This is a genomic window from Actinotignum timonense, from assembly GCF_002860685.3.
GTDB lineage: Bacteria > Actinomycetota > Actinomycetes > Actinomycetales > Actinomycetaceae > Actinotignum > Actinotignum timonense.
This window is the reverse complement of the sequence record NZ_CP136960.1, coordinates 187,220-204,190: the sequence shown is the minus strand read 5'-3', so window position 1 is coordinate 204,190 and position 16,971 is coordinate 187,220. Positions and strand designations below refer to the sequence as shown.

Annotated in this window: 17 protein-coding genes and 1 tRNA gene; 11 read left to right on the top strand and 7 right to left on the bottom strand. The window is 64.3% G+C overall.

Annotated elements, in window-relative coordinates; genetic code table 11:
* The first annotated feature begins 3 nt into the window (after positions 1-3).
* The gene (aroB, locus tag CYJ17_RS00845) at positions 4-1,176 is read left to right on the top strand and encodes a 3-dehydroquinate synthase (RefSeq protein WP_087070288.1); all 1,173 of its coding nucleotides are present in this window, start codon (positions 4-6) and stop codon (positions 1,174-1,176) included.
* 73 nt (positions 1,177-1,249) lie between these two features.
* On the opposite strand, the gene CYJ17_RS00840 is transcribed toward aroB, so the two are convergent.
* The gene (locus CYJ17_RS00840; RefSeq protein WP_087070289.1) at positions 1,250-1,711 is read right to left on the bottom strand and encodes a RidA family protein; all 462 of its coding nucleotides are present in this window, start codon (positions 1,709-1,711) and stop codon (positions 1,250-1,252) included.
* Positions 1,712-1,867: 156 nt separating this feature from the next.
* Entirely contained in the window at positions 1,868-2,179 is a 312-nt protein-coding gene (locus tag CYJ17_RS00835) for a WhiB family transcriptional regulator (RefSeq protein ID WP_087070290.1), read from the bottom strand.
* Positions 2,180-2,385: 206 nt separating this feature from the next.
* Here CYJ17_RS00835 and CYJ17_RS00830 point away from each other — a divergent pair, with 206 nt between their 5' ends.
* The 3 genes from CYJ17_RS00830 to CYJ17_RS00820 all read left to right on the top strand — a co-directional run bounded on the left by CYJ17_RS00830 (position 2,386) and on the right by CYJ17_RS00820 (position 6,132).
* Positions 2,386-4,638: a transglycosylase domain-containing protein gene (locus CYJ17_RS00830; RefSeq protein ID WP_234984450.1), complete on the top strand. Its 2,253-nt coding sequence runs from the start codon at positions 2,386-2,388 to the stop codon at positions 4,636-4,638.
* A 137-nt stretch (positions 4,639-4,775) separates the two neighbouring features.
* Entirely contained in the window at positions 4,776-5,885 is a 1,110-nt protein-coding gene (locus tag CYJ17_RS00825; RefSeq protein ID WP_200807167.1) for a metallophosphoesterase, read from the top strand.
* Positions 5,886-6,055: 170 nt separating this feature from the next.
* A tRNA-Pro gene (locus CYJ17_RS00820) sits at positions 6,056-6,132 on the top strand.
* 187 nt (positions 6,133-6,319) lie between these two features.
* Here the strand turns inward: CYJ17_RS00820 and CYJ17_RS00815 are convergent.
* Positions 6,320-6,694: a hypothetical protein gene (locus CYJ17_RS00815; protein ID WP_087070292.1), complete on the bottom strand. Its 375-nt coding sequence runs from the start codon at positions 6,692-6,694 to the stop codon at positions 6,320-6,322.
* Between CYJ17_RS00815 and CYJ17_RS00810 the strand changes: the two genes are divergently transcribed.
* On the top strand, positions 6,688-6,816 hold the full coding sequence (locus CYJ17_RS00810; RefSeq protein WP_257960052.1) for a hypothetical protein: 129 nt from the start codon (positions 6,688-6,690) through the stop codon (positions 6,814-6,816). The genes CYJ17_RS00815 and CYJ17_RS00810 overlap by 7 nt on opposite strands.
* 1,040 nt (positions 6,817-7,856) lie before the next feature.
* Here the strand turns inward: CYJ17_RS00810 and CYJ17_RS00805 are convergent.
* From CYJ17_RS00805 to CYJ17_RS00795, 3 genes are all read right to left on the bottom strand, one after another.
* Complete coding sequence (locus CYJ17_RS00805; protein WP_026429058.1) at positions 7,857-8,534, bottom strand: Crp/Fnr family transcriptional regulator; 678 nt, start codon at positions 8,532-8,534, stop codon at positions 7,857-7,859.
* Between the two features lie 80 nt (positions 8,535-8,614).
* Positions 8,615-9,550: an alpha/beta fold hydrolase gene (locus CYJ17_RS00800; RefSeq protein WP_087070293.1), complete on the bottom strand. Its 936-nt coding sequence runs from the start codon at positions 9,548-9,550 to the stop codon at positions 8,615-8,617.
* A gap of 72 nt (positions 9,551-9,622) precedes the next feature.
* Positions 9,623-11,143 (bottom strand): hypothetical protein, encoded by a 1,521-nt coding sequence (locus tag CYJ17_RS00795; RefSeq protein ID WP_087070294.1) that lies wholly within the window; start codon positions 11,141-11,143, stop codon positions 9,623-9,625.
* A 276-nt stretch (positions 11,144-11,419) separates the two neighbouring features.
* On the opposite strand from CYJ17_RS00795, the gene CYJ17_RS00790 reads away from it, so the two are divergent.
* The 6 genes from CYJ17_RS00790 (at position 11,420) to CYJ17_RS00765 (ending at position 16,369) form a co-directional block, all read left to right on the top strand.
* Positions 11,420-12,571, top strand: coding sequence for a hypothetical protein (locus CYJ17_RS00790; protein WP_087070295.1), 1,152 nt, complete (start codon positions 11,420-11,422; stop codon positions 12,569-12,571).
* A gap of 11 nt (positions 12,572-12,582) precedes the next feature.
* The gene (locus tag CYJ17_RS00785) at positions 12,583-13,845 is read left to right on the top strand and encodes a TadA family conjugal transfer-associated ATPase (protein WP_234984451.1); all 1,263 of its coding nucleotides are present in this window, start codon (positions 12,583-12,585) and stop codon (positions 13,843-13,845) included.
* Positions 13,846-14,036: 191 nt separating this feature from the next.
* The gene (locus CYJ17_RS00780; protein WP_087070296.1) at positions 14,037-14,672 is read left to right on the top strand and encodes a type II secretion system F family protein; all 636 of its coding nucleotides are present in this window, start codon (positions 14,037-14,039) and stop codon (positions 14,670-14,672) included.
* A complete protein-coding gene (locus CYJ17_RS00775; RefSeq protein WP_087070297.1) occupies positions 14,663-15,223 on the top strand; it encodes a type II secretion system F family protein in 561 nt (186 codons plus the stop codon). The genes CYJ17_RS00780 and CYJ17_RS00775 overlap by 10 nt, the downstream gene beginning before the upstream one ends.
* A 254-nt stretch (positions 15,224-15,477) precedes the next feature.
* On the top strand, positions 15,478-15,702 hold the full coding sequence (locus CYJ17_RS00770) for a DUF4244 domain-containing protein (protein WP_087070298.1): 225 nt from the start codon (positions 15,478-15,480) through the stop codon (positions 15,700-15,702).
* 73 nt (positions 15,703-15,775) lie between these two features.
* Positions 15,776-16,369: a TadE family type IV pilus minor pilin gene (locus CYJ17_RS00765; RefSeq protein ID WP_087070299.1), complete on the top strand. Its 594-nt coding sequence runs from the start codon at positions 15,776-15,778 to the stop codon at positions 16,367-16,369.
* A 265-nt stretch (positions 16,370-16,634) separates the two neighbouring features.
* On the opposite strand, the gene CYJ17_RS00760 is transcribed toward CYJ17_RS00765, so the two are convergent.
* Positions 16,635-16,919 (bottom strand): hypothetical protein, encoded by a 285-nt coding sequence (locus tag CYJ17_RS00760; RefSeq protein WP_143231837.1) that lies wholly within the window; start codon positions 16,917-16,919, stop codon positions 16,635-16,637.
* Between the last annotated feature and the right edge of the window lie 52 nt (positions 16,920-16,971).

The window sequence follows — 16,971 nt, the reverse complement described above, 5'->3', positions numbered from 1 at the left end:
CACGTGGTTACCCGCCTCAATGTTGAATTGACTCGCACCGTTGATGAGTCGTACCCGCTACTTATCGGCACCGATCTGGCCGGCGAGCTGCCCGGCGTGCTGGAGGCGGCCGGGCTGGGCCGCTCCCGGGTGGCGGTTATTACCGATAGCACCGTCAATGAACTCATTGGCGCGCAGGTCATGGAGGTGCTCGCCCGCGCCGCCCAATCTCCGACCGCACAATCCCGCGCCCCGCAGCTCTTCGTTTTCCCGGCCGGGGAAGAAAACAAAACCCGCGCCACCAAAGAACAGCTGGAAGATGCCATGCTCGCGGCCGGCTTCAACCGCGATACCGTGGTGGTGGCCCTGGGCGGCGGGGTGGTCTCCGACCTGGCCGGTTTCGTGGCCGCTACCTTCACCCGCGGCGTCCCGTATATCACCATGACGACGACGCTCGTGGGCGCCGCAGATGCCGCCATCGGGGGCAAAACCGCGGTGGATACCCCGGCCGCCACCAACCTTATCGGGGCTTTCCACCAGCCGCGCGCCGTCCTCATCGACGTGGCGTGCTGGGCAACGCTCACCGACTCACAATTGCGCGACGGCATGGGCGAAACCGTCAAGCACGCTTGCCTGGCCGACCGCAACTTCTTCGAGACCCTGGAAGAACACTTCGTGCGGCGCTGTAGGGGCGTGCGGGAGATGGTGGGCGATACCGAACTCAGCGGCTATATTGCCCGCCGCAATGCGGAAATTAAGGTGGAGATCGTGCAATCCGATGTGCACGAAGGCAACCGCCGCATGGCCCTCAACCTCGGCCACACTATCGGGCGGGCCCTGGAAGCCGCGCTCGATTATTCCCTCCCGCACGGGGAATGCGTGGCGATTGGGCTGAACCTCCAATGCCGGCTCGGGCTGCGTTACGGTTACCTCACCGCGGAGGACGCCCAGCGGGTGGATATCCTGCTGCGCGCCATCGGCCTGCCCACCGAGCTACCCGCCGGGGTGAGAGTGGCGGATATTATGCGCGCCATGGGCCACGATAAAAAATCGCTGGGCGGGGCCATCCGCTTTGTTTTCCAGCGCGGCATTGGCGCGATGGAGACCTTCGCGGGTGGCAGTTACGCGCGCGAGATCCCCAGCGCGGAGGTGCGCGAATTCCTGGAGGCCCAACCGCGCCAGGAACTCGCTTCCTAGTTCGCGTCTCCGGCCCGCCACCGGACGCGCGCCTTCACCGCGCCAGCTCCCGCGCGCGAACCGCAATGCGCCGTTAGCGCAGCAGCACTTCGATTTCGACCTCGACGGGGGCGTCCAGCGGGAGCACGCTCACGCCGACGGCTGAGCGCGTATGTGCGCCGTCGCCGCCAAAAATCTCCCCGAAAAGTTCGCTGGCACCGTTCGCGACCTGGGGTTGCGCGGTAAAACTCGGGTCGGACGCCACGAAAACGGTGACGTGCGAAATACCGCGGATATGATCGACGCCGCCCGCAACTTCCGCGGCCGCCGCGAGGGCGTTAATCCCGGCGATACGCGCGTAAGAATAGCCGTCCTCCGCGGTGATTTCCGCGCCGAGTTTCCCGGTGGCCGGCAGTTGCCCGTCCACAAAAGGCAGCTGCCCGGAGGTTCGCACCGTATCCCCGTGCCGCTTGGCGGGAATATAAGCTGCAACAGGAGCGGCAACCGGGGGAAGGGTGATACCCAGGCTGGTCAAACGGGTGCTGATAGTGTCCATGCGTAGGCCTCTCGCGGAATCGTTGAGTGTGAGCGCGCGGAATACCGCGCCTGGTCATAGGTTAGCGCGAAGGTTACGGCTGCGCGAAGTTGCGGCGTCTCTGGTGGAACGACGGCGCAGCCAGCTGCCCGCGGGCTAAATTTCCGGTGGGCGTGCTTAGCCCTCCCCCTCGCGCAGGGAGCGGGCTAGGGGGTCGCGCCCCTCAAAAATGCGACGCCTCCAATTGCGTTCCTCCGGGTGGTGGCGCAGCAGGGCGCGGCGTTCACGTTCCGTCATCCCGCCCCACACCCCGAACATCATTTCCGCGTCCAGCGAATCAGCCAGGCAGTGCAGGCGCACCGGGCAGCGAAAACAAATCGAGCGGGCCTGGCGCTGGGCGGCGCCGCGCACGAAAAGCGAATCGGGATCGATATCGGTGCAGGCGGCGGCATCTGCCCAGTGCGGATACAGGGCTAGTGTTGTGGTCATCTATCCCCCTCACTCCGGCGTGGTGGTGTTTAACGGTGCAGTTCTTTACTGTTTTACGATCATAGTATTAGCGTTTTATGACGTGCGCTACTTTGGTCCGCCTTATGGAGGGGCGGAGCCTGGGTAAGCGCTGGGGAAGCGCGGGGAACCCCGGGGAAGCGTATGTCTCGTTTCTTTCGCTGCGCCGGGTCAGTATTCTTAGGGGTATGTCGAGTTCTAGCCCGAAAAAACAAGCGACCGGACGCCAAATTGGAACGTTCGTGCTGGCGCTGATCCTGGCTCTGTGCGGCGGAGGTGCCCTCATGGCCGGGATTGCGCTGCCTTTCGTTATGACGATGGGGACTACGGCGAGTGCGGTGACCGGTATTTTCGACGACGTGCCGGAGGACTTAGGCTTTACCGAACCTTCGGAGCAGACGGTCCTGCTGGCCAAAGACGGATCGGTGCTGGCCCGGTTCTATATTGAAAACCGGATCAACGTGCGCTCCGATCAGATCTCGCAGCATATGAAAAACGCCGTCGTCGCAATTGAGGATCGGCGTTTTTACGAGCACCACGGCATTGACGTGCAGGGCACCGTCAGCGCGTTGGTCTCCAATCTCACCTCGGGCGGGCTTTCGGGTGGTTCGTCTATCACCCAGCAGTACGTGAAAAATGCGCTCCTGGAAGAGGGACGTATCGCTGATGATAATGAGAAAATCAAGCGGGCTACCGAACAGACTATCGCGCGTAAAATCAACGAAGCTCGTTACGCTATCGCCGTCGAAAAAACGATGACGAAAGATGAGATTCTCACCGGCTATCTCAATCTTGCGCAATTCGGCCCCTCGCAATACGGGGTGGAAACTGCCGCGCAGCGCTATTTCTCCAAGTCCGCGAAGGATTTGACGGTGGTGGAAGCGGCCACGATGGCCGGGATCACCCAGAATCCGGCCCAGTGGGATCCGGTGCGCCATCCGGAAGCGAATACCGAGCGCCGCAATGTGGTGTTGGGCGAAATGTACCGTTCCGGTTTTATTACCGAAGCGGAAATGAAGGAAGCTCAGGCCACTCCGATTGAATCGTATATGCACGTTTCCGAGCAATCGGCCGGCTGCGGTTCGGCGGGTATTAGCGCCTACTTCTGCGAGTACGTGGTCAAGGATTTGCTCAATGACAAGGCGTTGGGTGCCACCCGCGCCGAGCGTACCCGCCAGCTCTACCGCGGCGGCAAAGTCATCCGCACCACCCTGGATTCGGCGCGCCAGCAGCAGGCGTATGACTCGGTGGTCACGCACCAGCCCGTGGATGATGCCTCCGGAATTGATGCCGCGCTGGTGTCCGTGGAGCCGGGGAGCGGGCATATTGTTTCGATGGTGCAAAATACCCGCTTCGGGGTTCCGAATGACACGGATACCCGCATGACGCAGGTGAATGTCACGGCCCCGCAGGATATGGGTGGCGGTGCCGGCTTCCAGTCCGGATCAACATTCAAGATATTTACCCTGGTGGAATGGCTGGATTCTGGGCGTAGTGCCTATGACGTGGTGGATAGTAGCGAAGGCTTGCTGCCGCAGAGCTCATTCCAGGCTTCCTGCACGAATCTGGCGGGTGAACCCTGGCCGGTGGGGAACCTCGGGCAGTCCAACCGCCCGCGCACGGTGCTGGAAGGTACCCGTATGTCCACCAACGGGACTTTCGCGCATATGGCCCAGAAGCTGGATCTGTGCCAGATCGCGAATAAAGCCCAGGCCATGGGCGTGGAACGCGGGGATCACGAGCCCTTTACTATTGTTCCCCCGATGATTCTGGGTACGAATAACGTCACCCCGCTCTCTATGGCGACGGCCGGTGCCACCCTCGCCAATGATGGTATTCGCTGCGATCCGATGTCTTATACCTCCATCGAGGAGCATGACGGTACGGTTATTTCCGAACGTAAACCGCAGTGCCAGCAGGCTATTTCCAAGGAAACCGCGCGCAAAACAAACGCGGTGCTTCAGCACGTGGTAGAACCCGGGGCGACCGGTGAGAAAGCGGCGCTGCGCGGGCGCCAGGTGGCCGGGAAAACCGGTACCTCCGATAAGGACTGGCACGCGTGGTTTATGGGTTACACCCCGCAGCTTGCCACTGTGACCTGGCAGGGTCACATGGAAGGCAATATTTCTATGTTCGACGCCGTTATTAAGGGCCAATGGCACTCGGAAGTCTACGGCGGGCTATTCCCCGCCATGATGTTCTCCGATTATATGAACGCCGCTTTGGCCGGTCAGCCGGCCGTGCCGTTCCCGCAGCCCACCACCCCGATGCGGCGCCCGGCACCCGCCATGCGGGAGCCGGCCACGCCGTCGCCATCACCCACGCCTGCACCGGCCCCTGCGCAACCCGCGCCGGGGGAGCAGGGCGCGGTTCCGCCCGAGTCCGTTCACGAAGGCGAGAGCAACGAAGAATACGAAGAAGTCGAGGTTGTGGAAGAGTAGCCGATGCTGCGCGGCCCGGGCTGCGCGGCCCGGGCTGCGCGGTGCGAAACTCTGGCCGGGTGTGCTAGGCGGGCCGGGTCATCAGGGCCGGTGGCATTCCAGAAACCGTAGGACGCGCGAAAAGGAAGGCGGATACCGTGAGCGAAGCTGATAAGCACCGAGTCCCGCGCACCGCGCTCAAGGCCCTGGGTGCCGGCGTGGCAGCGGGGGCCGGGTGCCTGGGCTGGGCGCTGCACGAAGCACACCGCTACACTCTGCGCGAGCGGGTGCTGGTGCTGCCGCAAGTTGCGAGCACGGCCGGTGAGCTGCGCATTCTCCACCTCTCGGATATGCACCTGCTGCGCCGCCACCGAGCCAAGCGGCAATTCTTGAGCGACCTGGCCGAGCGCTGCCGCCCGGATCTCGTAGTCCTGACGGGCGACCATCTGTCCGAAGCGCGCGCCGTCGGCCCTCTCCTTGAGGCGCTGGCGCCGCTCGCTGATATTCCGGGGCTTTTCGTGTACGGCTCGAATGATTATTTCGCGCCGGTGCTCAAGAATCCCTTGCGCTACGTGGCGCAGGGGCTCTTCCCGCCGCTCGCCGAGAAGGACGAACCGGATTTGCCCTGGGAGGAAATGACCGCCGGGCTGGAAGCTTTCGGCTGGATCGATCTCAATAATCGGCGGGCGCGGCTGCGCGCGGCGGCCTGGGACATCGACGCAGTCGGCATGGACGACCCCCATATCGGCCGGGCCCGGATGCCGCGGCCCGGCGAGGTTACCGATACCGCGGAAGGTGCCGCGGCTCGGGGTGAAAGCGCGAACACGGGCCGCGCGCCGCGCATGAACGCTGGGCGTGGGTATCTGCGTCTCGGCGTCGTTCACGCACCGTATTGCGCCGCTCTCAACGTCTTAATGAACGACGGCGCAGCTCTGACGCTGGCCGGCCACACCCACGGAGGGCAGTTGGCGGTGCCCGGATTCGGCGCTTTGACCACGAATTGTGATCTCCCGTTGCGCTACGATTCCGGGCTTTTCGATTGGCCTTGTGGTGATGAGGTCGGTACTGGGCCGGGTGCGGGTGGCGCGGGTGCGGGAGGCGACCGGGCCGAGGAGCGCCTGCCCCTGCGCGGCGACGGCGTGCGCGTGCTGCGTGGTGGCATGGCGGTGAATGTGTCTGCGGGCCTGGGGACGTCGCCGTATACGCCGGTCAGGTTCCTCCGGCCACCCGAAGCGATTGTGCTGCGGGTGCGCGGTGGCGCGGAGTGAGCGTGCTGATCGGGGAGGTGCTGGGCTGGGCTGCGGGGAAGTTCCCGCGGGGAAGGTGCCCCGCTGACCTGCGAGGCGCATAGCGCACTTGCCTGGTTGTACGCCAGATCACTAGATCGGATTTAGCTTTTTCCGCTGCGGAGGGCTATTATTATTGAGTTGCCAAAGTACGGGGTATGGCGCAGCTTGGTAGCGCGCTTCGTTCGGGACGAAGAGGCCGTGGGTTCAAATCCCGCTACCCCGACCATGTGATGTCCCGCGTCATAGGTCCGCCTGTGACGCGGGATTTTCTCATACCTCGGTGACGCTCACCGCGAAGCGATCCGGAGAATCCCCGTCACAAGAGCGATTATCCGGGCTTACCTGGAAGAGCGACCTCAGGATGGCCGGGTGGGAGGCGTCCCGTGTTTTCCAATCCTTGTTTCGAATGATGGCTATGCGCAGAGTTGAGCTACGCGTTGGTATGAAATCCCCATAACTACACCAATGTCACGAAGAGAAAAACCTGCATCCCGTAACCGGGCAACCGCAAGCCGAGAAGCGTCTCGAGTTTCGTGTTCCGCCTGAACCAAACGGAGCGAAGCCTCCTTATATTTTTTAATATCCTCCGCGAATTCAGGCGTGTCAACGGTGACGTTAACGGCGAAACTATCGAGAGAATCTCCCGTAATAAGCGCAGCGGCATCCTTAACCATTTCTTCGATCTGATCAAGGCGGCGCGCCTGCGTGCCGTATTCTTTTCCGTTAAGGGTAAATTCGGCGACCCACCAATTTCCGTCACGGGTAACCGTGGTATCTATTGTTGTCACTTCTTGCTCCTTTCGAGAATCTTACGAGCGAGCCTTTCGGAAATTTCACGATGGCGGGGAATTGGTTCGACCCAGTCCCCGATCTGTGCCCGGGTGTGGTTCCCTCCTTCGGTGAGGATTAGTTCCTCGCCTTTGGCTTTCGCTACCTTTCGTAGCTCGTTGAGTAAATCTCTGCGCTTCATAAGCGTAGTCTACCCCTCTCGACTAATTCAAGTCTAGGGGGGTAGATATTGTATTGTGTGTGGCTGCTAGAGTAGCGCCGTCGCCCTAGCTGCGCCGTCGTACCAGGACGCGAGGAAACAGAGGCTGCAGGCCCGCGAGTGCGGGCGGGGCCTGGATCTGGCCCGGAACCGTATGAACAGGGTTGGCAAACGAAGTGCGAGGGAGGGCACCGTTCACGACCGTTTTCGTGCCTTTAACGTGCACTGTGGCGTCTACGCGGCCCGGAACGCACACTGCGTGCTCTGCCCACCTTGTGGCTGTGGTGCGCGGCAGCATGGATGCAAAGAGTTATCCGTCAACGCATGTCACGCCATGAATGTCAAGGAAGCAAGTCCATTGGGGTGCGTGAGCTCAATAAGGTCAACTTTTCATTGGTATGGCAAGGAAAAGTCCGGGTATAAGACCCACCATTTGTCTATTAGCCCAACACTCCCGCCGCCCGGTAAAGAAGCGGGTTTTGGTTGCGTGCGAAGGCTCAACAGTGGGCCTGCAACAGGGTGCAAATCCACGCACCATTTTGGCCTGATTTCTGCTCTGGGCTTGCACTACGCGACCGTGATGGTTACCAATTTGCATCCTGTGGCATTCCTTCGGCGCTCAGCTTTTCCGGTCTGCGGAGGCGGGGCTGGGTGTTTTTCCGGGGTGTACTGCAGATGTTGTACATGCGAAGTACAGCTCCGACAACACATGCCCCCCTCCCCAGGTGCTGGTGTGATTGTTGAGGTTCATGATGGCCGATAGCTGCGCCGTCGTACTAAAAGCACTGCGCTGCAATGCGCGGAACGGCACGGAAACGCGGCTGCGGCGTCGCCCCAGCTGCGCCGTCGTACCAAACCGTAAGGAAACGGGCCCGGAAGGCACGCGAACGCGGGCGGTCGGAACCCTGGACAGGGCCCAGCCACCCGCGTCACGCGTTAAACGTGAGTATAAAACGTAGAGACTAGTGGGCGCGGCGCTGCAAGCGGCCAATCTCCAGGAGCAGCACGGCGCGACCTTCGAGCCGAATCCACCCGCGGGAAACAAAATCAGCCAGAGACTTATTGACCGTTTCACGCGAGGCACCCACGAGGTGCGCGAGCTCTTCCTGCGTGAGGTCGTGCGCCACGTACACGCCTTCGGGGGTGCGCTCGCCGAAACGATTGGCCAGGTCGAGCAGCGCCTTCGCCACGCGGCCGGGAACGTCCGAGAACACCAGGTCGGCAAGATTCTCATTGGTATTGCGCAGGCGACGCGCCATTTCACGGAGCATCGACATGGCCAGCGCGGGGTGCTCCTCGATAAAATTCTTCATATCGCGATGCGCGAGGGAAAGCAGATGCGTCGGCGCAATAGCGGTGACGGTGGAGGAACGAGCCCCCAGGTCAAAGAGCGAAAGTTCACCGATGATTTCCCCGGGTCCGAGAACGGCGAGCAGATTTTCGCGCCCGTCGTCGGACGTGTGACTGAGCTTCACCTTGCCGTCGGTGACGATGTAAAGGCGATCACCCTGGTCGCCTTCGTGGAAAAGGGATTCGCCCCGCTTGAGGGACGTATCGCTCATCATCGCGCCGAGAGCGGCGAGACTTTCCTCATCCATGTCCTTGAAAAGGGGCACGGTTCGTAAAACGCTGGTATCCATCTCTAGCCTTCCTCCGATGTACTCAGAATATTCCTGAAGTAGTCTCATGTCACATTTTGCCATTATTCACGGAAAATGTCTCATACCCGGGCCGAGCGCTCGAGTTGGGAAAGGAAATCCAGCACGATATTAGTGAATTCGCGCGGGGATTCTTCCGGGATGAAATGCCCGGCGCCCGGCACGGCAATGAGCCGGTAGGAGCCGGTGGCGAAGGACCGATCATCAGCCCAGGCCCGCTCATTAATCATGCGGTCGGCCAGGCCGCGCACCGCCCACACCGGCACATCCACGGGAGTGGAGAGGATATCGCGCCAGGCTTTGCCGGAGGGGCGGCGCCGCCAGGTTGCGGTCCAGCGCAGTTGTTCGACGGCGCTCGCCGCGGCCTCCGGGAGCCGCATGGCAGCGGCGTACTGTTCGGCTTCGTCCGCGGCGCCGTGGCTGTGCGGGGCGGACCATTCCAGGAGCAGCCGGCGCATATTTCGCGTATCCCCGAGTGCACGCGGGGAACGATTCCCCAGCCGTGAGGTGAGTAAACCGAGCAGGCCGCGCGGGCGAATCCCGCGTCCGAAATGCCGCAGCCCGAGCGGGTGCGGGCTGGCTACCGTCACGAGCCCGGTAATAATATCGGGGGCCATGGCCGCCGCCGCCCACCCGAGCACGGCATTGGAGCCGGCGGCCACGATTACCGCCGAGCTCGCCCCCAGGGATTCGGTCAGCGAAATAAGGTCCTGGGCCAGTTCGGGCCCCGATTGCACCGACGGCGTTTTATCACTGCCGCCCACGCCCCGCAGATCCACGGCCGCGACTTCGTAACCGGCCTGCGCCACCGGCTCGATCTGGTGGCGCCAGGCGTACCAGTACTCCGGGTAGCTGTGCACGAATAGCACCAGCGGGGTGCGGGTCGAGTGGCTCCCGGCATAGGCCAGGTGGAATTGCGCACCGTTCGCCGTCACGAGGCGATGCTCCCACGGTCCGGGGATCCATACGCAGGAATTATCGGCGGGAAGTGAGCTCATACGGTACCTTGTTACGCTCCGGTTTTTCTAGGTGCGGTTTTCTGCGCGCGGGCTTTTCGCGGCCCCGGCTTTTTATGCTTCGTCTTCGGGGAGGCGGTATTCACGCACCGTGAAAGCGCGGGCGCGCCGCGAACCGCGGGACCGCGCCCAGTGCGCCGCGAATCCGATGGCCGCCAGCACCGCACCCAGCAGCATAAACCCACCGAACGCAAGGTCGTAAGCGAAGTGGTGCACGATATTATCCGTGATCGGCTTGAATCCGCCGATAAGCGAATCCAGCCAGTGCACCCCGCGCAGCGCATATCCGGGAAGTACGAGCCCTGCGAGACCAGCAACTACCAGGAGACAGCCCCACAGCTGTGCGCCCAGGGAGGACAGCCCCGCGAGCAGCGCAATAACCACGAGCAGCGCGACGCCTCCGGCCATTTCGATGAGTGCCGCCACATTAACCGGGGCGGTTTCCAGGGCGATCGGGCGAGCCAGGTGCAGGCGTGCCACCGCGTCCGAGATGAGATACCAGGTCAGTGGGAGCAGCAGGAGCGTGACCGCCGCGACCCAGATATGGGTCCACACCCGGCCCTTGGGGGCATCCGGAATCGGCTCCACTTCGGCGATATCCGCCCAGGTGCGCTGGTCTTCCAAGCTTTCCTCGCGCACGGCCGGGAAGACGGGGGCGTCGAAGCCCGCGGCGTGGGCGGCGGTAGGTGCCGCTGCCGGTTCCGCGCCGGGGTCGCCGAACTCGCCGGCCGGCGGGTAGAGCGCGGTTGCGGTCGCTTCCCCGGAGGCGTACGGGTCCGTGTTTGTGGTGGCGTAGGGATCGGCACCGGCGGAGGCGTAGGGATCAGTGTCCGTGGTGGTGCCGGTTTCCGGGCCGGCGGACGCTGCGGGAACGGTTGCGGTCACCCCGGCTGCCTGTGCCAGGTTCGCGTATTCGCGGTCCGGGGCGGAGCTTTCCGCCTGGTAGCCATCATCGAAAGCTCCGGCGGCCAGTGATTCAGATACGGAACGACGCCGCGGCGCGGCTGGCTCCGGGCTGGCTTCCTCCGGTGCGAGTGCCGCTGGCGTGGCGGGCTCGGAAGGCTCAGCCGAGGTGGCTTCAGCAGGAAGCGTGGCTTCGGTGGGCTCCGGAAGAGGCGTGGTTTCGGCGGGAGTAGTTGCCTCCGCGAAAGCGGTGGTTTCGGCGGGTTCCTCGCTGGTGGGCTGCGCGGCTTCGGCTTCTTCCGGAGCGGGCTGAGTCGAGGCGGGCTGCTCTGTTTCGGTGGTGGCGCCCTCGGGCTGGCCCGCGGTTTCGGGTTGGCCAGCGGCTTCAGGCTGGTCCGCGACTTCGCCTTCGGGTTCCTTCGTGGCGGCAACCACGGGCGCGGAATCACTCAAAGGGGCGGGCTCGCTAGCAACGTCCGCAGCGGGGTGAGCCGGCGGGAACGGAGCGGCGTCGTCGTTCGAAAAAACGGGGGCGGGAGCGGGAGGTTGGGTGGTGGGGAGGTAGGCGGTTTCTTGGTCCGCGAGATGGTCCTCGGCAATGGGCTCGAGAATATCGTCATCATCTAGTGGCCGGCGCGACGCGGTAGTGTACGGGTCATTTGGCGTAGACATGGGTCCTCCCTTGATAGTTCTTTCTCAAAGATATGCCAGAAATCACGCGGATGTGGAGAATTTCGGCGGTGTGCCATAAAGCGGGCGGCGTGTCACAAAGTGGGTGGTGTGGTGCCCGCCGGGGTGGATGGTGTGACGTAAGCCGGTGGTGTGACGGTAAGCCGGTGGTGTGATGTAGATCGGGCGCACGTATCCACAGAACCGCTCGTGTAGGGGTTATCCACAGCGGCGCACAACCCGGCTGCGGAGGTGTGCGAGGCGCGGCAAGCTCGGGGTATGACTTCTTCTCGTGTTTTATCCCCTGGTGTTTCGGCTGCTGGCGCTGCCTCCGGTGCCGCCGCCGGAAAGTCGTCCGGCGCTGCTGTTTCGGGCGGGGCTTCTTTTTCCGGCGGGGCTTCTGTTTCCGGTGGTGCTTCGCCCGCGCCCCTCATCTCCGCGGTCCCGCGCGAGCTCGTCTCCCTTATCTGCGAGCATGAGGAAGTTGTGCGGGAGGTGGAGGCGGTCACGGAGCTGGCCGGAATACAGGTGGCGCGCGGCTCACCGAAGGTAGCTGCGCCGCCGGCCGTGCTCGAATTGGAGGAACTTCCGGCGGCCCTGCCCACGGTTCGCGCGCGTTTCCACCCGGTGCTGGCCAGCTATTTTCCGCGCGGATCGGTGGTCCTGGAACTCCCGCGCCAAGCCGAAGATCTTCTCGAGCTCGTACTGGCGGCTGGGCAAACTCGGCGCGGGCGCATTATCGGGCTTGCCGGGGTGCGCGGCGGACTCGGGGTATCGATGATCACGGCCTGGCTAGCCTCGCTGAGTATCACGCGTACCGCCGTGGTGGATGCGGATCCGCTTTCGGCCGGGCTTGAAATTCTCATGGGTTTCCGGGACAAACGCGGGGTGCGCTGGGCGGATATTGCCCAGGCGGAGGGCACGCTGATCCCGCAGCGGCTCCGGGCGGCCCTGCCCTCGCGCGGGCAGCTGAGCCTGCTGAGCGCGGACGTTCGCGGCGGAGCGCCACCGAACGGCGAGGCGGTGCCGCACGCCATTGACGCGCTCTCCCAAGCGAACGACACCACCTATGTGGATCTCCCGCGCAGCTCCTTGCTGCCGGGCACCGGGCCGGCCAGCTGGCGGGCCTGGTGCGATGCGGTGGTCCTCGTTACCGGGGTAACCGACCGCGATGCTCAGGCCATCCCCAGAATCCTGCGCGACCTGGGGGAGAACACGCCCGTGGTCATCGCGGCGCGATGCGCCCACAAGGTGGAGGCTCAGGCCTTCGGTGTGGATATCGGCCAGGAGGTGCTTCCGGTGCGGCGCCTGCGCGGAATGGATGAGGACCTCTCCCACGGCGTTGCGGTGGGTGAGCAGCGCCGCTCCGTTGCGGCGCGTGATATCACGCAGCTCGCCGCGCATCTCGATGCGGTACTGGCAGGCGGGTAAGGGGTGGATATATGGATAGCCCGCGCGAATTAGGTGTGCTTCGGGCCCGCGGGGTTTTAGCCGGTGCCCGCGGAAAACTGGCCGGTGCCCGCGCGGATGAGATACGCAACCGCGGGGGTGTGGCCCGCAACCGCGGTGACCTGGCCCGTACCCGCCGGGAATTAGCCCGCGGCGTCAGCGTGCCCGGAGTGCTCTACGCGGTGGCGCCCCACGCGATAGAAATCAAACATGTGCTGGGAGCGGCCCGCGATATTAACGCGGTGGCCCGCGGCTGGGGCCCGCACCTGCGGCGCGTGATTGAGGACCCCACCGTCACCGATATTTTAATCAACGGTGGCACCGGGGTATGGCTGGATCGCGGAACCGGACTGGAACGCGACGAAGCCTTGAGCGCCCTACTTTCCGACGCGGGGGAGGTGCGCGCACTCGCGGTGCGTTTAGCTGCCAGCGCCGGCCAACGTTTGGACGACGCCGCTCCTATCGCCGACGGCACCTTCTCCAATGGAACGCGCTTGCACGCGGTCCTCGCCCCACTGGCCGCAGAAGGTGCTGCTATCTCACTGCGTACCCAACGGGCCCGCACCTTCACGCTCGCCGAGCTCGAGGCTGCCGGCACGTTTCCTGCCGCCCTCACCCCGGTATTGACGGCCCTGGTGGAGCGGCGTGCCAACGTCATGGTGGCGGGCGCTACCGGCTCGGGGAAAACCACATTATTGGCATCCCTGCTCAGCTGCGTACCGGCCACCGAACGCCTCATTATTATTGAGGAAGCCGCGGAGTTACGCCCCGCGCACCCGCATGTGCTGCACCTGCAAATCCGGCGCCCCAATGTGGAAGGCCACGGCGAAATCACCATGAGCCAATTGGTGCGGGCCGCTTTGCGGATGCGCCCGGATCGAATAGTGGTGGGGGAGTGCCGCGGTGAAGAAGTGCGCGAGGTCCTCACGGCCCTCAATACCGGACACGAAGGCGGATGGGCCACCATTCACGCCAATTCGGCACGCGATGTTCCCGCCCGGCTTGTGGCCCTCGGGGCACTGGCCGGAATGTCTGCCGCGGTGGTTGCCGCTCAAGCGGTCGCGGCCCTCGACGCCATTATTTCCATCGAGCGCCACGGGCCGACCCGGCGCATCACCCACGTGGCTATCCTCCACAGCCGCAATGGCGAGCTTGAGGCTCCGGATGCGTTGACTATCAGTGCCGACGGCACCATCCGTGCTGGCCCCGGGTGGGCCACCCTGGGCCCGCGACTAGGGCTGGAGGGAACATGGTAATTCTGGTTATTCTCGGAATTCTGCTGAGCGTATACGCGTACGCGGGCCGGTCGGGGAACCGAACCCATGCGGGCCGGCCCCGGCGCCGAGCTCATACAAGCCGGCCGGGGAGTCGTGCCCACGATACGCCACGTCGCTTGATGCGCTCGCCGGGCAGCACACCGCCCGGGCGCGGGGTGCTCCGCAGAAAAATGCGCGCTTCCCCGCCTAGTTTCGACGCCGGCCTGCTCGCCGTGGAAGTTGCGGCCCGCATTGATTCGGGTGCCGATCACCGCCGCGCCTGGCTCGCCGCACTCGCCCGTTTCCAGCCGCATAGAGAAAGTGCGGCACTCGGGGGCACGGGCGGTGGCGCGGGCGATTCTAGGAGGGGGCTCGGGAGCGAACCCAAGCGCGACCCCGCTGGCCAGATCGACGACGTAGGAGTCCCCGTACTCCTGCGGGAACTATGGGAGCGCGCGCCCCGCAATCCGCGCCGCGCCCGGGGCCTCCTCGGCATTCCCGCACTTATCGCGGTATGCCGCCTTACCCACCACACCGGTGCCTCGGCCGCCCGCATCCTCGAGAGCTGCGCGGCAGCGCTCTCCGAATCCAGCGATGCGCTCGGGGAGCGCCGCATCGCCCTGGCCGGACCGCGTTCGGCCGTGAAAATGCTGGCCGCCATGCCGCTATTCGGCATGCTCCTCGGCTCATTTTTCGGAGGTAATCCCGTGACTTTCCTTGTTGGCACCCTCATCGGGCGGTGCTGCCTTGCCCTCGCGCTCATCTGCGAAGTGGCCGGGATCCTCTGGATGCGCCGCCTCGTACGGAAAGCCGAACAATGGGGCTAGCCCTGTGCCTCCTGGTCCTTCTGCTCGCTTGGACGTGGAGGCCCGCCACCAGGCGAAGTGCGCGCCGGCAGGATGGCTCTTATCTGCCGGGAACGGCGCACCAAACCGGGCGGCGCCTACCTCCCTCCGATCCGGCGTTCCTCGCCGACCTCGCGCGGGTGGCGCTCTCCTCCGGGGCTTCCCTGCCCGCCGCACTGGAAGCGGTATCTTTCGCCGTCGCCGAAGAACATGCTCACCTCGATATCGGTACGACGGCGCAGCTCCTCCTGCTGGGCGCACCTTGGGCTGAAGCATGGGAGGGAATACATCCACGCGCCCACTTGCTGCGGGAGGCCCTCCAGCCAGCCTGGGAAAACGGGGTAGCCCCGCTCACCCTGCTTGGCACGGCTGCCCGCAGCTACCGGCGTCGTCGTTCTAGAGAAGCACGCCGGGCCGCGGCCGAACTCGGCAATAGCCTCGTTGTTCCTTTAGGGGTGTGCTTCCTACCGGCATTTATCCTCGTCGGAATCGTTCCGGCGGTAGCTGGCGCCGCCACCGGCCTCTTCCACTAAAGCCGGGCCGTTCCGGCGCATCCCGCCGAACGCTGCTTTATCCACTTTTATCCCCAGGTACGTGGAACGGGATGGTTATCCACAGATGCCGAGGGGCCGGATGCGGGAGGGTGCAAGGCGCGGGAGACTGACGGAGCCGGACCGAGCACGTTCCGAGCAGCCCGCAGCCCAGGCTCTGAGCGGTGGGTAGCGAGGTCCGGCACCACCCACCAACAACCACAACACGGTTCGTTACAGATAAGAAAGGAAGCATCATGACCACAGCACTCAGCCCCGTTCGATCAGCTCTCCCCGCGCATCCGGGCGGTACCTTCCTCGAGGGGAAATGCCACCCGGAAGCGGGGATGACCACCACCGAATACGCCGTCGGCACCCTCGGCGCTTGCGCTATTGCCGGGATCCTCTACTGGCTCTCCCAGCAGGACTGGATGCGTGAACTCATAGCCGGGATTTTCCGGCGCGGACTCAATATCGCCTGACCCATATAAGCCCCGGGTTCCCCACCGGTGCCGGTGGGGTGCTCGCGGCTCCCTAGAAAGAGAAAGACCCGTCATGATACCCAAGCAATCCCCTGAGCAATGCCAGGAGTTTCCTTCTCTCCCGCGGGGCACGGACGGCGAGGGAGCCCTGCTCGCCGGCCCGCTTGCCCAGCCGGTCCGCAGGTCCCGGGAACGCCGGCGCCTGTGCGCACAATGCCACGAGGTAATTGAGGCCCGCGGGCATATCGCAATTCCCTGTGCCTGCCGCCGCCGCGAGATCCGCTCGCGCAAACTTTCGCGCATTTTGCGCCGGCCCTACGGCGTGGAGAACCGGGAAGCGGGCATGGTCACCGTGGAAGTGGCCCTCGGGATTGTCAGCGTGCTCATTATCGTGCTGCTCGCGCTCGGGGCACTGAGCGCCGGCGCCCAATACATCTCCTTACGCAGCGCCTCCCACGATATTGCGGTTCTTGCCGCACGCGGGGAAAGTGAGGAGTCCTTGCGCGCTCGCGAACTCCCACCCCGGGCCAAGCTGCACCTGCAACGCGCGGAAGATCACGTGAACGTGGTGGTGCGAGCCCAGGCAGCCGGTCCGCTGCGGGCCCTGGGTATCACCATGGAAGCCAGTACCTCGGTAGATCTGGAACCCGGGGTGCTCGGAACATGAGGGCCTCAGCGAGGAGCCGGGGCGCGCCCGTGCTCGGGCGGCGAACTGTGCTCGGGAAGCGGACTGCGCTCGTGCAGCAGCGTATCTCCTGGCGGGATAGCTGGCGCGAATGGCACCGGCTCTATCTGCTGTGCCGGAGGGAAAGCCGGGGCCGGCCTCGGGATTCAGCCCGCGCCCGGCACCAGGATTCGACTCGTGCTCGGCATCGGGATCCACTGCACGTCCGGCACTGGAAGCCGCGCACTGCCCGGCCCCGGGTTCCAATTCAAGCCTGCGAGCAGGGAGCAGGAACGGTGCTCGCGATTGGGGTGATAGCCCTGGTGCTTGTCCTGACCGGGGCGGTGCTCACCGCGGTCACCGTGGTGATCGCGCGAATGGAGGCCCGTGCCACGGCAGATGTCATCGCTGTGCAAACCGCGGAGCGGGTGATCAACCAGGGTTGGTCGCTAGCCGAAGCCTGCACCAAGAGCGAGCGCAGCGCGCAGCGCAGCGGCGCCGTCGTCGAAGAATGTAGCGAAGCCGAAGAAATATTTTCGATTCGGGTACGCACCCGCGCCCGCGCGGTGCCGGTAGCGGTCCGGGTGACATCGCGGGCCGGGCCT